Below are 20,726 nucleotides of genomic sequence, written 5' to 3'. Positions count from 1 at the left end.
CATTTCCTTCCAGCGCGGCTGCAATCTTGCCGGCGTTAGCTTCCGATGCGCGGCGGAGTGGACAAGCTCTTCAACTCACGCCGCTCGTCCGCGATCGTGCTCTACATGGCGCTGGCGGCGATCACCGGCCTCTGCATGTACACCATCCCGACTGCGGCCGTGTATCGAGGCCGACCAGGTCATTGAGAGCCGGGATGGATTTTGGCGTCGCGTTTGCGGCCGCTAGTCCGGATCGAGCGCGCTCAGCGTGACGTAATATCCGTCGGGATCGCGGACCGAAAATTCCATCGTTTCCGTGTTGGGATTCAGATGCGGCTCTTCCTCGAGTCTGCCGACGAGTGCGCGAGCCCTCGGCAGAGCGGAACTCAAGTCGTCTACGCGAAAAAACAACAGCAGCCCATTGCCGGGCGCGGCGTGTTCGGGACTTGTCAGCGAAGGATGCTCATGGGCGCCCCATGCGTGCAAAGCCAGCAGCACCGTTCCGTCGGCATCGACGATCTGCCCGAAATAGTCGTGAGCCGGAGCCGTTTCCGGCAGACCGAGCAGCGACTGGTACCATGTGACGCTGCGGGGCACGTCCGCTACGCCGATGATCGTCCAGATGCGTTTCATGGTCGTCGCCGCGGATCAGGGTTTAAGCCACTTGAAACTGCGGTTTATGAACGCCAAGCCGTCTCGTTCGACAGGCGCGCCGTGAGCCATCAGCACCTTTTCGACCGGCCAGTCCAGGATGCGTTTCAAGGAATTGCGGGCGGCGCCGCGATTGGTGAAAGCGATACGAAACTTACGCGGCACGGACGGCTCGGGTTCCACCATGAGGTCGAGCTTGGCGACGAGACGCCTCCAGCCCGTGATGTGGCCTGCGGGGATCTGCTGAAGAAGATCCGTGAACAGGGCGGTGCCACTCGCTTTATGAAAGAACACGACCTCTGCGGTGATCAGATTGCCGTGCATGACGACGGACTCGATCTCTCCGGACCACTCCGTTCCGCTCTCGTCGTCGAGTTCGGCGTCGAAGGCAAGGTCGGGTCTTGTCTTTTGCAACCGCGGCGGCGCATAGAGCCTGGCGTTCGGGAAAGCCTGCTTCCATTCATGCAGGAAGAGGTGATGAAGCGAATTGGGCGCGACGATATGGCGAACCGTGCCGAGCGCATCGAGTTCGGTGCGCAATTTGTCGGTCAGGTGCACCGGCGACCAGATGAAAAGGCCGCCGGCCGATAGCCTGATCACGGCGGCGCGGGTCGGATAGCGAAATCCCGCGACCGCAACGTCAGAGCCGTCCACGATCCAGATATTGGGGCCGAACGGCTGCAGCACCCTTTCCCCGCTTTCCCGCGCCGATTCAGTGCGTCGCGCTCGATTCCATGATCGTCATATGCGGCGGGAGGGAGGCCGCTCCGCGCGTCGGTCAGTTCGGCAAGTCCAGGCCCGACAGCAGGCTTGAATGCGTTTCGGGGCCGGACAAACAGACCCTGCCGCCACCCGGCGGCTAAAACAAATCGTTGAGTTGGCGGCGGAAATCGCTATTAAAGCACCTCAATTGACGCGCTTCGGACGCGTCACCATCGTCACAACGGACATCAAAGTGTGAACAGCAGGCGGGCCGGGTTCGGCGGACAATAGGCCGATCTCAGGCAAATCGCCGGCAACGATCAGCGTTGTTGCTTGTTTCGGCACAAGCCATTCCCACATCCGTCCATCCGCCGGTCTGCGGCCGCTCACTTCGCGGACGCGACCGGGCCACCCATTGTTTCGTACGGCAAGCCACCAAGGTCTGACATCTCGTGATATCCCCGCCCGTAAGTCCGCAGTCCGCCCAAACCTTTTCCGCCCACGCCCTGCTCGCCCGGGCCTTGGCCGAGCGAAGCTACACCGAGCCGACGCCCGTCCAGGCCGCGGTGCTGGCCGAAGCGGCCGCCGGCCGCGATCTGCTGGTCTCGGCCCAGACCGGCTCGGGCAAGACCGTTGCCTATGGGCTGTCGATCGCGACGAATCTTCTCGGCGATGCGGATCGCTTGGAAAAGGGCGCCAAGCCGCTCGCATTGATTGTCGCGCCGACGCGAGAGCTCGCGCTGCAGGTGCAGCAGGAGTTCGCGTGGCTCTATCAATACACCGGCGCCCGCATCGTCTCCTGCGTCGGCGGCATGGACCCGCGCCGGGAGCAGCGCGAGCTTTCTTACGGCGCGCACATCGTGGTCGGAACGCCGGGGCGGCTCTGCGACCACCTGCGGCGCGGCAATCTCGACGTCTCGGAATTGAAGGCGATCGTGCTCGACGAAGCCGACGAGATGCTCGATCTGGGCTTTCGCGAGGACTTGGAATCCATCCTCAAGACCACGCCGGACAGCCGCCGCACACTGCTATTCTCGGCGACGCTGCCGCGCGGCATCGTGGCGTTGGCGAAGCAATACCAGAAAGACGCATTCCGCATCGAGGTCGCGGGCAATGAAGGCGGCCACGCCGACATCGAATATCGCGCCATTCGCGTCGTCGCGCACGAGATTGAGCACGCGGTCGTCAACGTGCTGCGGTATTTCGAATCGCCCGGGGCCATCGTGTTCTGCAACACCCGGGAGGCCGTCCGGCATTTGCAGGCGTCGCTGCTGGAGCGCGGATTTTCCGTCGTGGCCCTGTCGGGCGAACTCACGCAGAACGAGCGGACCCACGCGCTGCAGGCGCTGCGCGACGGGCGCGCGCGCGTTTGCGTCGCCACCGACGTGGCGGCGCGCGGCATCGACCTGCCGCACGTCGGCGCCGTCATTCATGCCGAGCTGCCGAACGATCCGGAAACCCTGCAGCATCGCTCCGGCCGCACCGGCCGGGCCGGCCGCAAGGGCGTGAGCGTGCTGCTGGTGCCGCCCGCGCGCCGCCGCCGCGCGGAGTTGCTGCTGGCCCAGGCCGGCATCGATGCTGCGTGGGGCGCGGCGCCCCAGGCGGAGGAAATTCGCAAGCTCGATCAGCAGCGCATGCTGCAGGATGAGATTTTCACCGCGGAGTCGACCGAGGACGACCTGACGCTGGCGCGCGCGCTGCTCGCCGAGCGGTCGCCCGAGGATATCGCCGCAGCGCTGGCGAGGCTCTATCGCTCGCGGCTGCCTTCGCCCGAAGACATCCTCGATCCCGGCCAGGACCGCTATCGATCGCGCGATGACCGCCGCGAACGGCGCGACGTCCGCAACGGCAACAGCCCCGCCGTGACGGAAGCGCGAAAGAAGAAGCCGGGCTTCCGTCACAGCCTGGCGGGGGGCAGCGTCTGGTTTCGCCTGAGTGTCGGACGGCAGAAGAATGCCGAAGCCCGCTGGCTGCTGCCGATGATCTGCCGCCGCGGCAGCATCGACAAGCACGACATCGGCGCGATCAGGATTTACCCGACCCACACCGAGTTCGAGATTTCAGGGCAGGCCGCGGAGCAGTTCTCGGTCAACCTCAATCGTCCCGACAAGGAAGAGAACATCCGCATCGAGGCGCTGCCGGCCGGCCCGCAAGGCGAAGCGCCAGCCGAAGCTCCTGCCGATCAAGCCGCGAGCGACGGCAAAACCTCCGGAGGCAAGCCATACGAGGGCAAGAAAGATCGCAAGCCGGATCACCGGCCACCTCATCGGCCAGATCACAAGCCGCGTCAGGACGGCAAACCCCACCACGAGCGGCGCCACAAGCATCATGGCGAGGCGTCAGGCGGCAACCCGCCTCACAAGCCAGCGTCGGATCAGAAGCGGCGGCACGAACACCACGCCGCCGACGCCCGGCGGCCGCGGCGCGATCACGCCAATCCTTTTGCCAAGCCCGCGTTCGGCAAGAAGCCGAAGAAAAACAAGTTTCGCCGTTGAGGCGAACTGTTTAGACAGACGCTCTTTTCAGGAGCGGTGATGTCATCTTGCGGGCTTGATTTCGGCACCTCGAACACGACCTTCGGCCGCACCGTTGCGCGTGCGCCGGCGCTGATCCCGTTGGAGGGAGAAAAGACCGCGATCCCCAGCGCGATCTTTTTCGAACGCGATGGGCGCGTGGTGATCGGGCATGCCGCGATCGGCGCCTATGTCGATGGCATTCCAGGGCGCTTGATGCGGAGCCTGAAGTCCGTGCTCGGCACCTCGCTGATCGAGGAGACCACGCTGGTCGGCCGCGAGCGCCGCAGCTTCCGCGACGTGATCGCGTTCTATCTCCGCGCGGTGAAGCGCCGGGCCGAGCAGGCCTCGGGCCGCGAGTTCCGCAGCGTCGTTCACGGCCGCCCGGTGCATTTCGTCGACAACGCGCCGGAGGCCGACCGGAAGGCCGAGGAGACGCTGCGCGGCATCGTCCGGGAGATCGGTTTCGATCACGTCACGTTCCAGTTCGAGCCGATCGCGGCGGCGCTGGACTACGAACGCCAGATCTCCGGCGAGGAGATCGCCTTGATCGCCGACATCGGCGGCGGCACGTCGGATTTCTCGATCGTGCGTCTTGGCCCGGATCGCCATCAGAAGGCCGACCGCGAAAGCGACATTCTTGCAAATGACGGCGTGCGCGTCGGCGGAACGGATTTCGACCGCCGGCTGAGCCTGGGCGCCGTCATGCCGCTGTTCGGCTACGGCAGCAAGATGAAGCGCGCCGGCCTCGATGCGCCGTCGACGTATTTCCATGAGCTCGCGACCTGGTCGAGCATCAACCGGATGTACGAAGCGAACGTCGCTTTGGATATCCGCAGTGTCAGGCGCGACGCGGCTCAGCCGAAGCTGCTCGATCGCCTGCTGCGCGTGCTCGAAGAACAGCGCGGCCACACCTTGGCGATGGAGGTCGAAGACGCGAAGATCGCGCTGTCCGAGGTTGCCGAGGCCGGTATTCCGCTGGCGTGGGTCGAGCCCGGCCTGAAAGTCGCCATCGGCCGCAAGGATCTCGTCGGTCACACCACGGAACTGGCGGCCCGCATCGGAACGCGGATCGCGATATGCCTCAAGCAGGCGGGGCTCGCCGCGAAGGACATCGATGTGGTGTTCCTGACGGGAGGTTCTGTCCAACTGGCTCACGTCCGGCGCGCCATCGTCGAGGGCATCCCGGATGCGCGCGTCGTCGAAGGCGACACGTTCGGTGCGGTGGGGAAGGGGCTGACGATCGAAGCCGCCAACAGATTTGGCGGGGCGGATTGATCGGCACGTTGGCGAACCCACCTGACGCGGCTCCGGTGCCCGCGCTACCATTTCTGAAAGATGAAGAAGGCCCCGACGCATATACAAGCGAAGCCGATGAGATGGTTCCAGCCGATCGGCTCTTTCAGATAGACCACCGAGAAGCCGACAAAGACCAGAAGGGTGATGACCTCCTGCATCGTCTTGAGCTGGGCCGTCGAATAGACGGCACTGCCGTAACGATTGGCCGGGACGGCGAAGCAGTACTCGATGAATGCGATCGCCCAGCTCGTCAGGATGACGCCCCAGAGCGGCACTTCCTTGTATTTCAAGTGGCCGTACCAAGCCGTCGTCATGAACAGATTCGAGCAGACGAGAAGTGCGATCGGGGTTAGGTAAGACGAAGATAGCTGGAAGGGCATCGTGTTCCTCATGTAACCGCGGTGCTGCGAGGGGCGGTCGCCGTCAGCGAATTGCGGCGATCGGAGCGGAAAGCTTGTTGCTGGAGAGTTGAGCGTCTCGGTCATCCGGTCGCGTCTCCGGCATGGCAAAGATCCAGAGAACAATTCCGACCTCGGCGATGGCGCCGAGCAGGATGAACGCGGCGCTATAGCCGAAGTGCACCACCGCGAAGCCGGCAACGGTTGTCGACAGCGCCGCACCGATGCCCTGAGCCGTGATCACAGCGCCCTGCGCGACGTTGAACCGGCCGGTCCCGCGCATGAGATCGGCGACGATGATGGGGAAGATCGCGCCGTAGAGGCCGGCTCCGACGCCGTCCAGCAGTTGCACGCTGACCAGCCAACAGGCGTTGTCGGACAGCGTGTAGAGCACCCCCCGAACCGGCAGGATTGCCAACGCGGTCAGGAATAACGGCTTGCGTCCCCAGGAGTCCGCCTTGGCTCCGACCAGAAGCGCCATCGGCACCATCACGATCTGCGCCGCGACGATGCACGCTGACATCATGCTCGTGCCGACATTCTTGTCTTGCAGCGCGAGCTTCTGGCCGACCAGCGGGAGCATGGCCGCATTGGAGAGATGGAACAGCACGGCCGAGACGGCGAAAATCAAAAGCGGCCGACAGGTCAAGAGCACGCTCAGCCCTGAAACGCGATGTCCGGCATCGCCCAGCTTGGGATCGTTCGCGATCCCACGCGCGCGATCGTGATCGATCGCACGTTCGGGGATGGCGAGGATGCTGACGAGGCTGCCGATCGACATGACCGCGAGCAGATAGAAGACCACCGAAGGCCCCCATAGGTATGCGGTCGCTCCGGCCGCCGCTGCCGCGAACGCGTTGCCGGCGTGGTTGAAGGTCTCGTTGCGCCCGATCCGCTGGGTGAAACCTTTGGTGCCGAAGATGCCGAGCGTGACCGCGGCCAGCGCCGGCGGAAAGATCGAACCGGCAGCATGGGCCGTCGCTTGCGACACGGCGACGGGCAGAAAATCCGAAAACCAAGGCAGCAGGAGCGACGAGACGGTGACCAGCATCGCGGCAAGGACCATCGCGGATCGCTTGGCTTTTGTCGCGTCGACCAGGGCACCAGCCGGAGTTTGCGCGACGATGCCCGCTATGGTCGCAACCGACATCACGATACCGATGCGAGCTTCGTTCCACTCCTGCTCGGTCAAGAGATAGATGGCGAGGTATGGTCCAAGGCCGTCGCGGACGTCGGCGAGGAAGAAGTTGGCGGCATCGAGCGCCTTGCCGGCCCGGCGCTTGGGATTCGTCTCGATCATCGGAACGATGCTCCTCAACCCCATCGCCGAAACGGTTCAGGCAATTCCTGTGATCTCGGCTGCGACCTGTGGATCCAGCGCAGTTCGCCGGCCCGGATGGTTCGCATCCGGGCCGGCAGCAGGCGTTCAGGAAGAACGCAGGGCGTCAGCCCACTTGGGATCGTCGTGGACCGGTTTGGTCTTTCGGATATGGCCATCGAGTTCGATGTGCAGCTCCGAATAGATGCCCTGCCGGCGCCCCAAGACCTCGAAGTGCTTGGGCTTGCGACGCGGTTCTCCCACCGGTTCGAAGCCTGCCTGGCGCGCCGCCCGTCGTGCGACCTCGGGGTCGGCAGGACCATGATGGTCGTCGTGATGCTTTTTCTTGTGCTCGATCGCGACGCTTTTGCCGCCGGATGTGAAGCGAAACACCTTGAGCTCGGATGGCTTCATCTCGCCTTCGAGCTGCACATCGGCGCCGACACGGAGTGTAACGGCCTCCATGCCGTGAGGTGTCACGTCGGCGAGCACGGCGCCTTTGGGCGTTTCGATCACGAAGCGGTGCGCGAACACGTGTGTGATCTTGCCGGATAGTTTGCGATGGTCTTCGGACATGTGTCTTTCTCTCTCTCTCTCTCTCTCTCTCTCTCTCTGCTTTGATGGCCAACGGTCGCTTTATCGCGGGCGCGGTTCACCCGTCGGCGGAGGCGGAGGGCCCTGATCCGGAGCACGCTCGGCCCAGGGACGCGGCGGTGGCGGTGGACCCTGATCCAGACCGCGGTCGGACCAAGCCCGCGGCGGCGGAGGCGGTCCGCGGTCGGGGCGTCGCGGCGGGCCAAAGGCTTCGCTGCGGCCATCGGCATGCGAGACGATCTGCGCGTGGATGAAACCGCGATCGAAGTTGCCCTGCACGGTGACCGTCTCGCCCTTGGTGACGGCATCCCCCATCTCGCCGCGCGGGCCGAGCTCGACGAGGACGCGGCCCGTGCGGTCCTGGAGGATGAATTTGTTGCCGAAGATCTCGGCCACGTTGCCGTTGACGGCGACCGGGCTGTCGTCTTCCAGCCTGTCGATCGAGGTCGGCTGCAACAGCATGACGCTCTGCGGCTGCCAACGCTGCGCGAGCCGCGTGCCGCCAGCACCTGCGGCCGCGCCGACCGCAAGCACCGCAATGGCGATACCAGCCAGCAGGGCGCGACTCTTGTTCAGCCCGCGCTTCGCGGGCGTCTCGCTTGAAGTAGGTTGCAGATGGGGTTCGCTCATGGATTTCTCCTGTCGTCGGTTGCGATGACCGGAAATTATCGGGCCGCCCCCAATCCACGCTGAACCGTTCCGTTCAGGTTGGGTTAAGCTTGCGGGCTTAGGCCGGCCTCATGCCAAGGCGCGAACCGCATGAAAATCCTTTTGGTCGAGGACGATCGTCTGCTGGCGCAGGAAATCGCCAACGCGTTGCGCGCGGAAAATTTTGCCGTCGACATCGCGATGAATGGTGAGGACGGTCAGCATCTCGGCGATACCGAGCCTTATGACGTCGCCATCCTCGACCTGGGGCTGCCCAAGATTCCCGGCGCACAAGTCCTCCGGGCCTGGCGGAAGAACGGGCGTCAGCTGCCGGTCCTGATCCTCACCGCCCGCGATGGCTGGACCGACAAGGTCGACGGCTTCAAGGCAGGGGCCGACGACTATCTGACCAAGCCATTTCGCATCGAAGAGCTCGTGATGCGCCTGCGTGCCTTGGTACGTCGAGCGTCGGGGCACGCCGCCCCGCGCCTTGTCTGTGGACCGCTGTCGTTCGAAGCGCAGACCGGCGTGTTTGAGCTCGATGGGCTGCCGTTGAAGCTGACGGCGCTGGAGTGGCGTGTGCTTGAGTGCCTCATCATGCGCAAGGATGCGGTGGTCGAGCGCAGCGTGCTCACGGACAAGGTCTATGAGGGTGACGCTGGCACGGATTCCAATTCGCTTGAGGTGATCGTCGCGCGCCTGCGTCGCAAGCTCGGCAAGGCCATGATCGAGACTGAGCGGGGCCGCGGCTACAAGCTCACGGCGGGCCCGCCATGAGGCTTCTGGATGCGTCGCTGAGCCGGAGGCTGATGCTTGCGGCTGGCGCTTTGATTGCCGCCGCACTCCTGATCGCCGCCATCGTCATTTATTTCGCGCTGCACCGTTTCGTACAGGGGCAGATCGATCAGCGCCTCGACACGCACATTCTGTTTCTGTCCTCGATGTTGCGGGCTGACAGCGGCGGAACATTGAGACTCGACGGAACGGCCGATGGCCCGCCGTTCGACCGGATGCGCCGCGGCTGGTACTGGCAAATTTCAGGCCCGAAGAATGTCATCCGATCGCGCTCGCTGGATGACGCAACGCTGAAGCCGCCGGACATCAGTGGCAGGCCCCTTCCGCCGCCACCCCCAATCCCTCCGCCGGAGGGTGACCGCCCGCCGCCCGGCGAACGTCCGGCACCGGCCGATGGCGCAGGGCCTTACGGTGAAGCGATCCATTACCGCATCAAAGGCGTGTCTGTTGCGGGCGTTCACGCGACCATCGTCGCATCGTCGCCACGTGCGGCGGTCAGCGGGCCGCTTCGCGACGCCATGCTGACGCTCGGGATCGCGCTTGGCGCTCTCGGGATCGCGTTGGTTCTTGCGATGCTGGTTCAGGTGCGCCTCGGCTTGCGGCCCCTGGAGCGCCTCCGTCAGGCGGTGGCCGATGTCAGAGCGGGTCATAGCGACCGGGTGCCTGAACGCCAGCCGCGCGAGGTGCAGCCGATGGCGGCCGAGCTCAATGCTCTGCTCGAACAGAACGCCGCAAATCTCGAACGGGCGCGCAAACATGTCGCCAACCTGGCGCACGGCCTGAAGACGCCGCTGGCGACCTTGGCCATTGCGCTGCCGAAGGACACCCGTGGCACGAAAGAGCTGCACGAACTTGTGGCTTTGATGGAGCGTCGCATCCGACATCACCTCGGGCGCGCGCGTGCCGCCGCCTTGAGCGGCCCGGTGCGGTCGCGAACGCAGCTCGCACCGCGTGTTGCGGACCTGGCTCTGGTTCTGGCCAAGGCGAATGCGGACAAGGACGTTGCGTTCAACAGTGACGTTGCACACGACATGGCGGTGGCCTGCGAGGCGCAGGATGTCGACGAGATGCTCGGCAATGTCTTGGAAAACGCGTTCCACTGGTGCCGCTCGCGCGTGGCTGTGCGTGCCCGGGAGGAAGGCCGATTCACGGCTTTGGAGATCGACGACGACGGACCTGGATTGACATCTGCGCAGATGGCGCAGGCCATGCAGGCGGGGCGGCGGCTCGATGAAAGCTCACCCGGTTTTGGCTTTGGCCTGTCGATCACGCGCGAGCTCGCAGAACTCTATGCCGGCTCGCTGACTTTGAACAAAGCCGCGCTCGGGGGCTTGCGCGTTACGATATATCTGCCTGCTGCCGCTGGACGGTAACATCAACTCCCCAGTCACCGTTTCCGCACTGAACAGGACTCGCTTTAGCGAGATGGGCCGGCGGCGCGCACCACCGCCTCGACATCCGTCAGCCAGACGAGGCGGTTTGCTTTGAGGCTTTGCAAGACACGGCGCAACGCAGCAGCGCCTGCGGGGGTGCCGACGACAAAGGGATGAATGCCGATGGCGACCACTGTCGCGGGTTTCTTGGGATCGGCCGCGGCCTCACGCGCAAGTTCCTGCACATAGTCGATCCACAGTCGCTCGAGATCGCTGGCCTCCTTGAAGCGGGAGAGATATTGCCCCATGTCGACGACGCTCGGCGGGTAAGGCACCAGCACCAGCGGCGCCGGTTTTGTGTCCAGCCGCGACAGCACGTCCGAATCCATGCCGTCGAGAGTGTAGCGGATGCCTTCTGCGGCGCTGGCTTGAAAGGTCTCCGCATCGGGATAAACGCTCGGGCTCGACCAGCCGGTGCTGCGAACGCCGGTGCTCGCCTCGATCATGTCGAGTGTCTTGCGGATATAGGCACGCTGTGCGGCCGGCCCCTCGGATAGCGGCAGAAGGTCGGTGGAATTGTTGAGCCCGTGGGCGATGATCGGCGCCTTGGGAACGAGCGCGCGGAGCGCCTGCCATGTTTCCGGCTGAGCCTGCGGGAACTGGGCATTCAGCGCCAGGCTGAGCGGGACGTTCATCTCCTTGAACAGCCGGCCCGTGCGCGGCAGGCCAAAATTGATCGCATACTGGCGAAATCCCTCATCGACGAGATCGGGCGTGCGCCCGGTCATGTCAGGGCGGAAGTTGGGCCCGTGTCCACGCCCCCACACTTCGACATAGAGGACGAAGGTGACGGCGACCTTCTTGCCTCCAGGCCACGATGCGACAGGGATGTCCTGCCGCGGCAGGCCGGTGATCCAGTCCGTGCCGGACCGCGCCGTCGCAGGAGCAAACGCAAGACTGGCGGCAAGAAGAAAAGCGAACGTCAACTTACGCATGTTCCACCTGCGACCAATGTGAAACGTAAGCCTGAATGGCTGCATCGCAGAAGTTGATGCGATAAAAAATGACATCGCAATCTGAATTACATCAGAGTTCGCAGTTTTGTTCTGAATGGCGCGCCACTTCAGTTACAGAGCGATGAACGCCGAAGGCCGCCGATTTCCCTTTCGAAGCGGCCACATGAGAAAGGCGCCCGAGGGCGCCTTTCCGGATCGTTGTGGCGATTGCGCCGCCTGTCTCAGAAACGGTCGGCCATGCCCATGCCAGGATCGCTGACCGAAGCGCGGCCGGTTTCCACATGGCCGGCCAGGCGCCGCTCAAAGTCGCTGTCCGAGTCGCTGGTGACGATGAAGTCATACCAGAAGCCGGTCTTGCGCAGATTCCAGTACAACTCTCTGGGATGGCCCGAAGCGGGCACTTTGACATCCCACGACGTGTCGGGACCGTTGCCGAAGCTCGGCCCTGGGGTGAAGAGCGGTGGGCCGAAGCCGAAACCGGGCGCGCCCAAGTCGGGAGCCGGCCGGAAACCAAGCAGCGGGCCGGCGCTCACAGGAAGCAATCCGGGAAGCGGACCGAAGCCCGGAGACTCCGGCATCGCCGCAGCGGACACCAACGGGCTGACAGCCAGCAGCGGCCCATAGATCTTGTTGGACTTCACCGTGAAGCGCAGGTGGCTGTTGCCGTTGTTGCGCAGCTGCAGGTGCAGACCGCCGTCGTGGACGTTGTAGCCAACGAAGATCTCGGGGTTGGGTGCATTTTGCGGCCGCGCCTTGCTGAGATCGCCCCCGAAGGTGCGGTGGAAACCGTTGGGTCCGAGCACCCAGAGATCATAAGTGCCGTCGCTGCCGATCGCCCATTCGTCATCCAGCATCTGACCGGCCTCGACGGTGTAGCGCCGCGGAATGCGATCCAGGTGCAACTGGTCGTAAACGTGGAACACGGCGCCGGCAAAGCCGGTGTTGGCAAACAGCAGCCTGACCGTGCCCTTGCGAGCGTCAACCTGCGCACTGGCGTGCAGAAGGTAAGGCAGTGCCCGCGAGTAGCGTACGCCGGGTTCCTGGAACAGCGGCTGCGGCGTGGCCGGCGGTACGGGTGCCGTCAATGTTTTCTGATGCGCGTCCGAGGCGGCCCAGCCGCTCTGGTCGGGCAGTTCCGGAAAACGGGGATCGTTGGGGCGCGCGAAGTCGAAGGCCGTGGTCAGGTCGCCCGAAATGGCGCGATGCCAGGGGCTGATGGCGTCGACCTTGATGCCGAAGCGCTTCTCGAGGAACCGGCCCACCGAAGTGTGATCGAAGACCTGCGAGTTGACCCAGCCGCCCTTGCTCCACGGCGAAACCACGTACATCGGCACGCGCGCGCTGAGACCCCACGGCCGGGTCTTGCCGCTGATCGTGTCCTGAGCATTCAGGGCGAATCCGGTGGAGTCGAAATACTCGCCCGCGAGCGGCAGCGTGGCCTTGCCCATCAGGTTGCCGTTGATGTCGTAGGATGGCACCGCCGGCGGCGGCAGATGATCGAAGAAGCCGTCGTTCTCGTCGAAGGTCAGGAAGAAGGCGGTCTGGCTCCAGACCTCGGGGTTGGAGGTCAGCGCGTTCAGCACATCGTCCGTGAAGTTTCCGGCGCGGGTCGGGCTGCCGCCGCCCGGATGTTCGGAGTTGGCCTGCGTCGGCAAAACCCACGACACCTGCGGCAGGGTGCCGGCCATGACGTCGGCCTTCAACTTGTCGAGATAGTCCGGACCGCCGGTCAGGCCGTGCACATAAACCGGCGAATTCGGCTGTGCATGGCGGAAGCTCGAGAACGCCAGGCCGCCGTGCATCGCGCCGGTCCAGTTGTTGTTCATGTCCTGGTAGATGTGCCAGCTGATGCCGGCGCGCTGCAGCAGGTCGGGAAGAGTGTCCCAGTTGAAGTCGCTGCCGACATACGTGTAGTTCGGCTGCGGCTGCGGAAGGCCGTCCACCCATTTGCTGGGGCTCGGCCAGCAGCGCAGGTTGTTGGGTTCGCCGTCGGCCGTGGTGCAGTTGATGCCCTGCGCGCGCAGCGCGGGATTGAAGTTGGAGCCCGACCAGAACGTGATCCGGTTGGGGTCGGTGCCGGTGGTGATGGAGCAGTGATAGGCGTCGCACAGCGTGAACGCCTCGGCCAGCGCGAACTGGAACGGGATGTCCTCGCGCTTGAAATAGCCCATCGAGTACTGGCTCTTGTACTTGGGCCAGTAGCCCATCTTGCCCTGGTTCCACGCCGCCTGACTGTCGGCATAGGCGTGCGGCGTGCCGTAGCCGACCAGCGCGTTGCTGGTCGTGGCGTCACGGTGGTAGGGCGGAATCTCACGGGTGCCGTCGGATTGGGCCCATACCGGCTTGCCGCTTTCGAGCGGAATCGGGAAGCGGTCGCCGAAGCCGCGCACGCCTTTCATCGTGCCGAAATAGTGGTCGAACCCGCGGTTCTCCTGCATCAGGATCACGATGTGCTTGATGTCCTTGATGGTGCCGGTCCGGCCCATCGCCGGAATGGCCAGCGCTCGGTTGATGCTGGGAAATGCAGTCGCCGCCGCGACGCCCGCCAGAAAATTGCGACGTGTTGTCATCCTGTTTCGCCCTTTCTTGTGTTGAAATGACCGGATCACGGAATGCAGCGCGGGCTTGGGCAGCGCTGCGGGGGGTGAGCCGGACAAGGCGTACCCAGGCGGTTTGACATGGGTGTGAATAATTTATTTCAGAACGGCTTTATGATGAGTTTTTCTCAGTTTAGGCTGATCGCGCCGCCGGACGATCGGCCGGTGACGTTCCGCGAGGCAGGAATTGAGAGAGCACCGGGAGCCGGGAGCAGGCCGGAATGACACGCGCGAACGTCGACGCCAGACCGTCTGTGAACGCGATCCTGTCTCACATTCGCGAGCTGCAGCCCGATCTTCCTCCGAAAGCCCGGCAAATCGCCGAGCTGATCATCGGGCAGGCCGAGTCTTTCGTTCACATGTCGATCACCGAGGTGGCCGAGACATGTGGCGTCAGCGAGGGCACGATCGTTTCCTTTTGCCGCCGGGTGGGCGTGCGAGGGTTTCAGGAGCTGAAGATTCTTCTGGCGCGGGATCTGATCGAGCCGGTGCGTCTGATTCAGGAGGATCTGCATCGAGGCGATGATCCGGCGACCGTCACGGATCACATCTTCGCCGCCCACGCCGCGTCGCTCCGCGAGACACGCCGCCTGCTGTCGATGGAATCGCTGGCGAAGGCGGCGGGTTTGTTGAGGGAAGCGCGACGAATCGAAATCTACGGCATCGGAAGTTCGGCGCCGATTGCGCAGGACCTTTCCTATCGCTTGCTGCAGCTCGGGCTCGCATCGAGCGCGGTCGTCGATTCCCATGTGCAGGCCGTCAGCGCCGGCATGACCGGCCCGACGGTCGCGACCGTCACGGTGTCCCACTCGGGCAGCACGGTCGAGACCGTGCTCGCGACCCGATTGGCGCGGGAAGCCGGTGCCCGGACCATCGGCATCACGCGGCTCGGCAAGTCGCCGCTCGCCGCCCATTGCGACGTGCTGCTTTATACGGTCGCCAACGAAACCCGATACCGGCCCGAGGCCATGAGCAGCCGCGTTGCTCAGCTCGCCATTATCGACACGCTGGTGAGCTGCTGCGCGCTGACCGACACCGAGCGCTCGGTTGACAGACTGCAGCACGCCGCGCGCATTCTTGCTGAGAAGCGATTTTGATCCGGACGGCGTGGGCGCGTAGGCTTTCGCGAGAGCTCATCAACCGTTGAGCGATGCGCGCGGCGGCGGGCTGCTCGAGCCGGCACCGAGCGAGCGCTGCATCATGACGCTGTCGGCCCAATGTCCGTAGCGATAGGCGACGGCCGGCAGCAGCGCCACGCGGACGAAGCCGAACTTCTCGTGAAGGCGGATCGAGGCGGCGTTGTCGGCATCGATATAGCCGATCATCTGCCGAAAGCCCGCGGCAGCGCAGGCGTCGATCAGCTCCTGCATCAGCAATGGGCCGACGCCGCGGCCGGTGTGGTCATGGTGGACATAGATCGAATGCTTGACGGTGTAACGGTAGGCCGGCCGTTTGCGGAACAGCACCACATAGGCGTAGCCGACGATCTCGGCGCCCAGCGTGGCAACGAGGTGCGGAAATCTGTGATTGCGCAGGTTCTTGCGCCGGTCCCGGATGTCGTCGGGCTCGGGCGTGCCGCTGTCGTCGACGCCCTTTTCGACACCGCGCCGGATGTGGTGGCGATAGATCGCCAGCATCGCCTCGACGTCGGCATCGCGCGATGGCCGGATGCAAATCGGGTGCGGGTTCTCCATCGGCAGTATGTCGCGCTTGTGGGTCTTACTCGGCGACCACGTAGGTGTGCAGCCGGATGCGGCCAACCGCATCGATCTCGCGATAGACGCCCTGGATCTCGACCTCGAAGCCCGGGAAGGTGTTGAAGCTCGTCTCGAACATCTTGAGATAATCGATCATGGGCTTGGCCCGCTCGGTGAGCCGCTCGCCGGGCACGATGGTGGCGATGCCGGGCGGGTACACCACGAACGGCGTCGTGGCGATCCGGCCCAGAATGGCGTCGATCGGCAGATAGTCGACATCGTTGCGCATCAGGCTGCGGCTAGCGTCATGCGGCGACAGCGCGATGTCGGGCAGATGTTCCGCGGAGAACTGCCGGGATTGCAGCGCGCTGACGTCGGCCTCGCGGAAGAAGTGGTGCATGTCCGCGCAGAGATCGCGCAGCCGCACGCCGGCATAGCGTGCCGGCCGCCGCCGGTAGAACTCCGGGATGGCCTCTTCCAGCAGCGCGTTGTCGTCATGCAACCGCTTGAAGGCGATGAGCCCGCTGATCAGCGTGCCGGCCTTGCTGGCCTCGACGCCGGGCGTCACCAGGAACAGCAGCGAATTGAGATCGTTCTTTTCCGGCACGATGCGGTTCTCGCGCAGGTATTGCGCGACGACCGGCGCCGGAATGCCGTGCTCGGCGTAGCCGCCGCTGGCGCGGTTGAAGCCCGGCGTCAGCAGCGTCAGCTTGTTCGGATCGGTCATGGCAAAGCCCGGCTCCATGCCGCCGAAGCCGTGCCAGGCGGCGTCGGGTGCCAGCTGCCAATGCGCCGGATTGGTGGCGAGCTCGTCCGTGCTGACGGTTTCCCAGGCCACGTCGTGCACCGCGCCGGGCCGCGCCTGATCCGGCAGCCTGACGCGCTCGGGCACGAACGGATCGAAGAACCAGCGCCGCTCCGGGCGGGTCTCCTTCTCCTCGAACTCGCGGCGCGTCGCGCGGATCTTCTTGCGCAGCTCGATGCCGAGCCGGATCGTATCGTCCCATAGCACCTCGCCCGAGCGGCCTTTCATCATCTGTGCGCCGACATCCAGCGAGGCGAACAGCGGATAGAACGGCGACGTCGAGGCGTGCTGCATGAAGCTTTCGTTGAAGCGGCGGTGCTCGACGCGGCGTCTCTGCCCCTTGATGTGGCGGTCCTTGATGTGGATCTGCGAGGCCTGCGAGAAGCTCGCGAGCTGCTTGTGGGTCGACTGCGTCGCGATGATGCCCGGTGCGTCGGGGCCGAGGTTTGCGAGTCCCATCGCAAAACGTCCGGCGTAGAGCGGGTGGAATTTCATGAACCCCGCCCAGGCCTCGTCGAACAGGATGTAGTCGCAAAGGTGCCCGATGCGGCGGAGGATCATCTCGGCGTTGTGAATCGTGCCGTCATAGGTGCACTGCTCGATCACGGCGATGCGGAACGGCCGCGGCTTGCGCCACGCCTCGGGGTCCTTCACCAGCGGATGGTTGCGGATGCGCTCGCGCAGCGCGGTTTCCTCGAAGGCGTCCCAGCGCATCGGCCCGATCAGGCCCCAGGCGTTGCGTGCGGTTGGGACATAAACCGGGATGCCGCCGCTGATCAGCAAGGCGCCATGGTGCGCGGCCTTGTGGTTGTTGCGGTCGAACAGCACCAGGTCGCCGTCGGTCACCAGTGCGGTCAGCGCCACCTTGTTGGAGGTCGAGGTGCCGTTGAGCACGAAGTAGGTCTTTTCCGCGCCGAAGATCTGCGCGGCTTCTTTCTGAGCCTGAAGGGCCGGACCCTCGTGCGTGAGCAGGTCGCCGAGATCGAGCACCGAGTTGTCGAGGTCGTCGCGGAACACCGCCTCGCCGAGGTGCTCCATGAACACCCGTCCGATCGGACTGCGGCTGTAGAACACGCCGCCATTGTGGCCCGGGCAGGTCCAGAGCTGATTTCCTTCCTCGGCATAATCGACGAGGGCGCCGAAGAACGGCGTCTTCAGTGTCTCGGCGTATTGCTTGAGGCGGCTGATGAGGTTCTTGGCGATGAAGGGCGGCGTCTCTTCCGAGAGGAAGACGTAGCCGTCGATGAAGTCCAGCACCTCGACCGGCAGGTCTTCGAACCGCTTGTTGCGGATCAGGAGGATGATCGGGAAGGTGAGGCCGCGGCGGCGCATCAGGTTGATCAGCGCCGCGGTCTTGCCCTCCAGGCCCTTCTTGCCCCAGTCGACCATCATGCAGCCGATGGCCGCGTCGGTCTTGACCGCGATCTCGGCATCCTCGATCCGGCGCGCCTTGATCACCTCAAAGCCGGAGCGCTGGATTTCGTCGACAATCTGGTTGAAGCGGAGCCCTTCGAGATCGTCGGCGTCAAATGACGGTGCCGCGAAGAGGAACGTGAAACGTCTGAAATAGTCCATGGCGCGCCACTGATTTTGTCCGGCGGAAGGTGTCGGCGCGTTCGGTGACAGCTTTGTGACGGGCGATTCCGGCAGGTTTTTGCCGCCGTCGGAATGGGAGGATTTCCGACGGTGCCGTGACGGGAAAACGCTTCGATTGCGAATTGCGTGACGTTGGGAGATACGCCAACTTGTTTCGATGGCTGCGCCCGACCAACGTCTGATCGTGGACGTCTCCACGCTGATTCGTTGGCGGGGGGCACCAGTCGGCATTGTGCGGGTCGAAGCCGAGATCGCGCGGTTCGTGCTGGAACGCGAACCGGACGTGGTGTTCTCCGTCTACGACACGCGGATCGGCCAGTTCCGGACGCTCGACCGCGACATTGCCCGACAGCTGGTCGAGGGCAGGGCCACTGTCGACACCGGCCCGCTGATCGATCCGCGCCCGATGCGCTCGCGCGTACGCAAGCTTCTCGCCCCGATCGAGCACAGCCTGCGCCCGTTGCTCAGGCTCCCGCGCACGCTGGCCTGCTGGCTTGACGAACGCCGCCAGCAGCTTCCGCAAGGCGGGCTGCGCCGGTTCGTTGCCGCGTGCGCCGATCGCCTGTTCGGCCGCAAGATGCTGGCGCAAGCCATCGGCCCAGGAGGCGTGCGGCGCAATTGGTATCGCCTCGCCACTGCGCTCGGCCCGATCGTTCAACTGAACCCCGGCGACACCATGCTGTCGCCCGGCTTCGACTGGAGCAACAAGGACGCGGCGTCGCTCGCGGAGATCAAGGCTCGCACCGGCTTTCGGCTGGTGGCCCTCTGCTACGACCTCATCCCGATCAAGTTCCCGCAATTCTACCAGGCGCGCGACGTCGACGTGTTCACCCGCTACTTTCGTGCCGCGATCCTGTTCACCGATCGGTTCATCGCCATCTCGCAGCAGACCGCGACCGATCTCATCGACTTTGCGCAAGCGCACGGCTGCCAAAGTCTCGATGTCCGCACCGAACGGCTCGGCGTAGATACGGCGCCGGTCGCGGACACTGCGGTGCCGCTGCCCCCAGGCCTTGAAGCCGGCCGGTTCGTGCTGTTCGTGTCCACCATCGAGCCGCGCAAGAACCATGCGCTGTTGTTGCGCGTCTGGAAGCGCCTGGCCGCCGGCGAACAGGGCGGCACGGCCGGCTGCAAACTGGTGTTTGCCGGCCGCCGCGGCTGGATGGTCGATGATCTCTTCGCAGCGATGGCCGCAGACCCCGTGCTGGCGCGCGACGTCGTTCATGTCGCGGCTGCCTCCGACGAGCAGCTTGCCGCGCTTTACCGGTGCGCCCGTTTTTGTGTGTATCCCTCGCTGTACGAGGGCTTCGGCCTGCCGGTGATCGAGGCCTTCGCGCATGGCAAGACGGCCGTCGTTTCGTCGTCCGGCTCGCTGCCGGAGGCGGCGGGCGGCCTCGTTTCGTGCCTCGATCCCGACGATGACGACGCCTGGGTGGCCGCGATCGGTCGCCGTCTGAACGATCCGGCGATCGTTGCCGAGGAAGAGCGGCGCGTGGCTGCAGGCTTCGCCTGGCCGAGCTGGCCCGCGGCGGCCGCTTCCATCATCGCGCTGGCGCGGAAACGCTGATCGTCGCGCTTGCGCCGCAATGCGGCGAGGCTACCTCGCAAGACTCCGAAACGTCACCGAATAGCGCAACGCATCCACGCCGGGGATGCTGTGCTCCCACTCGGTGCGCGAGGGCCCGCGCAGAAGATACATCGAGCCCGGTTCCGCGGTGAGCGACCGGCGCTCCCATTTTTGTCCGCTCTTGCGACGGAAGCGGAAGGTGCACGGCGACGCGAAGGATATCCCGATCACGTCATCGAACATGGGACGATCCTTGTGCCAGCCGATGGCTGCACCCGGCGGATACTCGAGCACGAGGGCGTGCGCGAGCGCGTCACCATCGAGCCCGGCAAAGCGCGCGGCGCGGTCGCGAAGCGGCAGCATGAAATCCGGAATCGAGCAGGTCTTCTGAAAGCCGCCGTTGTTGAAGTCGTAGCGCCACCCGAACGACACGACGCGGCGCTTGCCGAGAAATCCTTGAAACTCGAATTCCTTGAACGGAAGCGTTTGGAACTGCTCGACCAGATCCTGCTGTTCTTCGGCCGGGGTCACGCCGGATTCGTAGCGGAATCCCTGCGGCCAGTCGGGTGTCGCGGCGAAAAGGTCGGGCTGGGCTCTGATGTTCATCGTGCGGTTCTCGTTACCATCAGGTAATCGCCGAAACGCCGCATGCAATGCGGGCGCCTTGGGGACCGCCGGGATTTCACCTACATTGGGCCGATCAGCCCGTCGGGACATTCGAACCGCCGCCAACGGAGCCGCCCATGTGCCGTAACATTCGTACGCTGTTCAACTTCGAGCCGCCCGCGACCGACGATGAGATCCACGCCTCCGCGCTGCAGTTCGTCCGCAAGCTGAGCGGCTTCGCGCGCCCGTCCAAGGCCAACGAGGCGGCGTTCGCGCGCGCGGTCGATGAAGTCGCGAAGGCTGCGCGTCGTCTGGTCGATTCCCTCGAGACATCGGCGCCCGCGCGCGACCGCGAGGTCGAGGCCGAAAAGGCGAAGGCGAGATCGCGCGAGAGATTCGCGAAGAGCGACGCGATTTTCTGATCAACTTTGATTTTTGGCCCTGGGTCCCCGCCATAGGCGAGCGGAAGCGACGTCGTCCTTCGGCCGGCTATGCTCGGGGACGAACGGGGAGAGAGTTCACCAAACCATCAGCCGTTCGTCCCCGCGAAAGCGGGGACCCAGTTCTGCCAG

20 protein-coding genes are annotated in these 20,726 nt (G+C 64.6%); 9 read left to right on the top strand and 11 right to left on the bottom strand.

All coding sequences use genetic code 11. From position 1 onward, the window contains the following. The first annotated feature begins 45 nt into the window (after window positions 1–45). On the top strand, window positions 46–186 hold the full coding sequence (locus tag RHPLAN_RS40025; protein WP_157100690.1) for a hypothetical protein: 141 nt from the start codon (window positions 46–48) through the stop codon (window positions 184–186). A 36-nt stretch (window positions 187–222) separates the two neighbouring features. On the opposite strand, the gene RHPLAN_RS35380 is transcribed toward RHPLAN_RS40025, so the two are convergent. Further along, window positions 223–612, bottom strand: a complete 390-nt coding sequence (locus RHPLAN_RS35380; RefSeq protein ID WP_068028898.1) for a VOC family protein — start codon at window positions 610–612, stop codon at window positions 223–225. Window positions 613–627: 15 nt separating this feature from the next. Next, window positions 628–1,317: a DUF4336 domain-containing protein gene (locus tag RHPLAN_RS35375; RefSeq protein WP_068028894.1), complete on the bottom strand. Its 690-nt coding sequence runs from the start codon at window positions 1,315–1,317 to the stop codon at window positions 628–630. 127 nt (window positions 1,318–1,444) lie between these two features. Here RHPLAN_RS35375 and RHPLAN_RS40020 point away from each other — a divergent pair, with 127 nt between their 5' ends. From RHPLAN_RS40020 to RHPLAN_RS35365, 3 genes are all read left to right on the top strand, one after another. Then, entirely contained in the window at window positions 1,445–1,591 is a 147-nt protein-coding gene (locus RHPLAN_RS40020; protein WP_157100689.1) for a hypothetical protein, read from the top strand. Window positions 1,592–1,853: 262 nt separating this feature from the next. Next, a complete protein-coding gene (locus tag RHPLAN_RS35370; protein WP_068028891.1) occupies window positions 1,854–3,827 on the top strand; it encodes a DEAD/DEAH box helicase in 1,974 nt (657 codons plus the stop codon). Between the two features lie 39 nt (window positions 3,828–3,866). Then, a complete protein-coding gene (locus RHPLAN_RS35365) occupies window positions 3,867–5,123 on the top strand; it encodes an Hsp70 family protein (RefSeq protein WP_068028888.1) in 1,257 nt (418 codons plus the stop codon). Window positions 5,124–5,167: 44 nt separating this feature from the next. Here RHPLAN_RS35365 and RHPLAN_RS35360 read toward each other — a convergent pair whose 3' ends face one another. The 4 genes from RHPLAN_RS35360 to RHPLAN_RS35345 all read right to left on the bottom strand — a co-directional run bounded on the left by RHPLAN_RS35360 (window position 5,168) and on the right by RHPLAN_RS35345 (window position 8,084). Further along, entirely contained in the window at window positions 5,168–5,524 is a 357-nt protein-coding gene (locus RHPLAN_RS35360) for a DMT family protein (RefSeq protein ID WP_068028885.1), read from the bottom strand. Between the two features lie 43 nt (window positions 5,525–5,567). Next, window positions 5,568–6,842: an MFS transporter gene (locus RHPLAN_RS35355; protein ID WP_068032343.1), complete on the bottom strand. Its 1,275-nt coding sequence runs from the start codon at window positions 6,840–6,842 to the stop codon at window positions 5,568–5,570. Between the two features lie 126 nt (window positions 6,843–6,968). Next, window positions 6,969–7,436, bottom strand: coding sequence for a hypothetical protein (locus tag RHPLAN_RS35350; RefSeq protein ID WP_084246218.1), 468 nt, complete (start codon window positions 7,434–7,436; stop codon window positions 6,969–6,971). A gap of 60 nt (window positions 7,437–7,496) precedes the next feature. Beyond that, window positions 7,497–8,084, bottom strand: coding sequence for a NirD/YgiW/YdeI family stress tolerance protein (locus RHPLAN_RS35345; RefSeq protein ID WP_068028880.1), 588 nt, complete (start codon window positions 8,082–8,084; stop codon window positions 7,497–7,499). Window positions 8,085–8,213: 129 nt separating this feature from the next. Here RHPLAN_RS35345 and RHPLAN_RS35340 point away from each other — a divergent pair, with 129 nt between their 5' ends. Together RHPLAN_RS35340 and RHPLAN_RS35335 are read left to right on the top strand one after the other, a co-directional pair. Beyond that, window positions 8,214–8,879 carry a response regulator gene (locus tag RHPLAN_RS35340; protein ID WP_068028877.1) on the top strand — a complete coding sequence of 222 codons (666 nt, stop codon included), beginning with the start codon at window positions 8,214–8,216 and terminating at the stop codon, window positions 8,877–8,879. Further along, window positions 8,876–10,270 carry an ATP-binding protein gene (locus tag RHPLAN_RS35335; RefSeq protein WP_068028874.1) on the top strand — a complete coding sequence of 465 codons (1,395 nt, stop codon included), beginning with the start codon at window positions 8,876–8,878 and terminating at the stop codon, window positions 10,268–10,270. The genes RHPLAN_RS35340 and RHPLAN_RS35335 overlap by 4 nt, the downstream gene beginning before the upstream one ends. A 44-nt stretch (window positions 10,271–10,314) precedes the next feature. On the opposite strand, the gene RHPLAN_RS35330 is transcribed toward RHPLAN_RS35335, so the two are convergent. Continuing rightward, window positions 10,315–11,265 (bottom strand): polysaccharide deacetylase family protein, encoded by a 951-nt coding sequence (locus tag RHPLAN_RS35330; RefSeq protein WP_157100688.1) that lies wholly within the window; start codon window positions 11,263–11,265, stop codon window positions 10,315–10,317. Window positions 11,266–11,507: 242 nt separating this feature from the next. Further along, window positions 11,508–13,856: a phosphocholine-specific phospholipase C gene (locus RHPLAN_RS35325; protein WP_068028868.1), complete on the bottom strand. Its 2,349-nt coding sequence runs from the start codon at window positions 13,854–13,856 to the stop codon at window positions 11,508–11,510. Between the two features lie 281 nt (window positions 13,857–14,137). Between RHPLAN_RS35325 and RHPLAN_RS35320 the strand changes: the two genes are divergently transcribed. After that, window positions 14,138–14,980: a MurR/RpiR family transcriptional regulator gene (locus RHPLAN_RS35320; protein WP_237179982.1), complete on the top strand. Its 843-nt coding sequence runs from the start codon at window positions 14,138–14,140 to the stop codon at window positions 14,978–14,980. Window positions 14,981–15,019: 39 nt separating this feature from the next. On the opposite strand, the gene RHPLAN_RS35315 is transcribed toward RHPLAN_RS35320, so the two are convergent. Further along, the gene (locus tag RHPLAN_RS35315; RefSeq protein ID WP_068028865.1) at window positions 15,020–15,577 is read right to left on the bottom strand and encodes a GNAT family N-acetyltransferase; all 558 of its coding nucleotides are present in this window, start codon (window positions 15,575–15,577) and stop codon (window positions 15,020–15,022) included. Window positions 15,578–15,602: 25 nt separating this feature from the next. Continuing rightward, window positions 15,603–17,960, bottom strand: a complete 2,358-nt coding sequence (locus tag RHPLAN_RS35310) for an Orn/Lys/Arg family decarboxylase (RefSeq protein ID WP_068028862.1) — start codon at window positions 17,958–17,960, stop codon at window positions 15,603–15,605. A gap of 178 nt (window positions 17,961–18,138) precedes the next feature. Here RHPLAN_RS35310 and RHPLAN_RS35305 point away from each other — a divergent pair, with 178 nt between their 5' ends. Further along, on the top strand, window positions 18,139–19,548 hold the full coding sequence (locus RHPLAN_RS35305; protein ID WP_068028860.1) for a glycosyltransferase family 4 protein: 1,410 nt from the start codon (window positions 18,139–18,141) through the stop codon (window positions 19,546–19,548). A gap of 30 nt (window positions 19,549–19,578) precedes the next feature. Here the strand turns inward: RHPLAN_RS35305 and RHPLAN_RS35300 are convergent, their stop codons facing one another. Beyond that, window positions 19,579–20,154, bottom strand: coding sequence for an alpha-ketoglutarate-dependent dioxygenase AlkB (locus RHPLAN_RS35300; RefSeq protein WP_068028858.1), 576 nt, complete (start codon window positions 20,152–20,154; stop codon window positions 19,579–19,581). Window positions 20,155–20,291: 137 nt separating this feature from the next. On the opposite strand from RHPLAN_RS35300, the gene RHPLAN_RS35295 reads away from it, so the two are divergent. Beyond that, on the top strand, window positions 20,292–20,576 hold the full coding sequence (locus tag RHPLAN_RS35295) for a DUF2277 domain-containing protein (protein WP_068028853.1): 285 nt from the start codon (window positions 20,292–20,294) through the stop codon (window positions 20,574–20,576). Window positions 20,577–20,726 lie beyond the last annotated feature (150 nt).

It is taken from the genome of Rhodoplanes sp. Z2-YC6860 (genome assembly GCF_001579845.1).
Taxonomy (GTDB): domain Bacteria; phylum Pseudomonadota; class Alphaproteobacteria; order Rhizobiales; family Xanthobacteraceae; genus Z2-YC6860.
This window is presented reverse-complemented; position numbering and strand designations above follow the sequence as displayed.

Excerpts from the sequence above, each read along its gene's own strand:
- RHPLAN_RS40025 (WP_157100690.1), top strand. The coding sequence starts at position 46 with ATGCGCGGCGGAGTGGACAAGCTCTTCAACTCACGCCGCTCGTCCGCG.
- RHPLAN_RS35380 (WP_068028898.1), bottom strand. The coding sequence starts at position 612 with ATGAAACGCATCTGGACGATCATCGGCGTAGCGGACGTGCCCCGCAGC.
- RHPLAN_RS40020 (WP_157100689.1), top strand. The coding sequence starts at position 1,445 with ATGCGTTTCGGGGCCGGACAAACAGACCCTGCCGCCACCCGGCGGCTA.
- RHPLAN_RS35365 (WP_068028888.1), top strand. The coding sequence starts at position 3,867 with ATGTCATCTTGCGGGCTTGATTTCGGCACCTCGAACACGACCTTCGGC.
- RHPLAN_RS35360 (WP_068028885.1), bottom strand. The coding sequence starts at position 5,524 with ATGCCCTTCCAGCTATCTTCGTCTTACCTAACCCCGATCGCACTTCTC.
- RHPLAN_RS35355 (WP_068032343.1), bottom strand. The coding sequence starts at position 6,842 with ATGATCGAGACGAATCCCAAGCGCCGGGCCGGCAAGGCGCTCGATGCC.
- RHPLAN_RS35350 (WP_084246218.1), bottom strand. The coding sequence starts at position 7,436 with ATGTCCGAAGACCATCGCAAACTATCCGGCAAGATCACACACGTGTTC.
- RHPLAN_RS35345 (WP_068028880.1), bottom strand. The coding sequence starts at position 8,084 with ATGAGCGAACCCCATCTGCAACCTACTTCAAGCGAGACGCCCGCGAAG.
- RHPLAN_RS35340 (WP_068028877.1), top strand. The coding sequence starts at position 8,214 with ATGAAAATCCTTTTGGTCGAGGACGATCGTCTGCTGGCGCAGGAAATC.
- RHPLAN_RS35335 (WP_068028874.1), top strand. The coding sequence starts at position 8,876 with ATGAGGCTTCTGGATGCGTCGCTGAGCCGGAGGCTGATGCTTGCGGCT.
- RHPLAN_RS35330 (WP_157100688.1), bottom strand. The coding sequence starts at position 11,265 with ATGCGTAAGTTGACGTTCGCTTTTCTTCTTGCCGCCAGTCTTGCGTTT.
- RHPLAN_RS35325 (WP_068028868.1), bottom strand. The coding sequence starts at position 13,856 with ATGACAACACGTCGCAATTTTCTGGCGGGCGTCGCGGCGGCGACTGCA.
- RHPLAN_RS35315 (WP_068028865.1), bottom strand. The coding sequence starts at position 15,577 with ATGGAGAACCCGCACCCGATTTGCATCCGGCCATCGCGCGATGCCGAC.
- RHPLAN_RS35310 (WP_068028862.1), bottom strand. The coding sequence starts at position 17,960 with ATGGACTATTTCAGACGTTTCACGTTCCTCTTCGCGGCACCGTCATTT.
- RHPLAN_RS35305 (WP_068028860.1), top strand. The coding sequence starts at position 18,139 with ATGGCTGCGCCCGACCAACGTCTGATCGTGGACGTCTCCACGCTGATT.
- RHPLAN_RS35300 (WP_068028858.1), bottom strand. The coding sequence starts at position 20,154 with ATGAACATCAGAGCCCAGCCCGACCTTTTCGCCGCGACACCCGACTGG.
- RHPLAN_RS35295 (WP_068028853.1), top strand. The coding sequence starts at position 20,292 with ATGTGCCGTAACATTCGTACGCTGTTCAACTTCGAGCCGCCCGCGACC.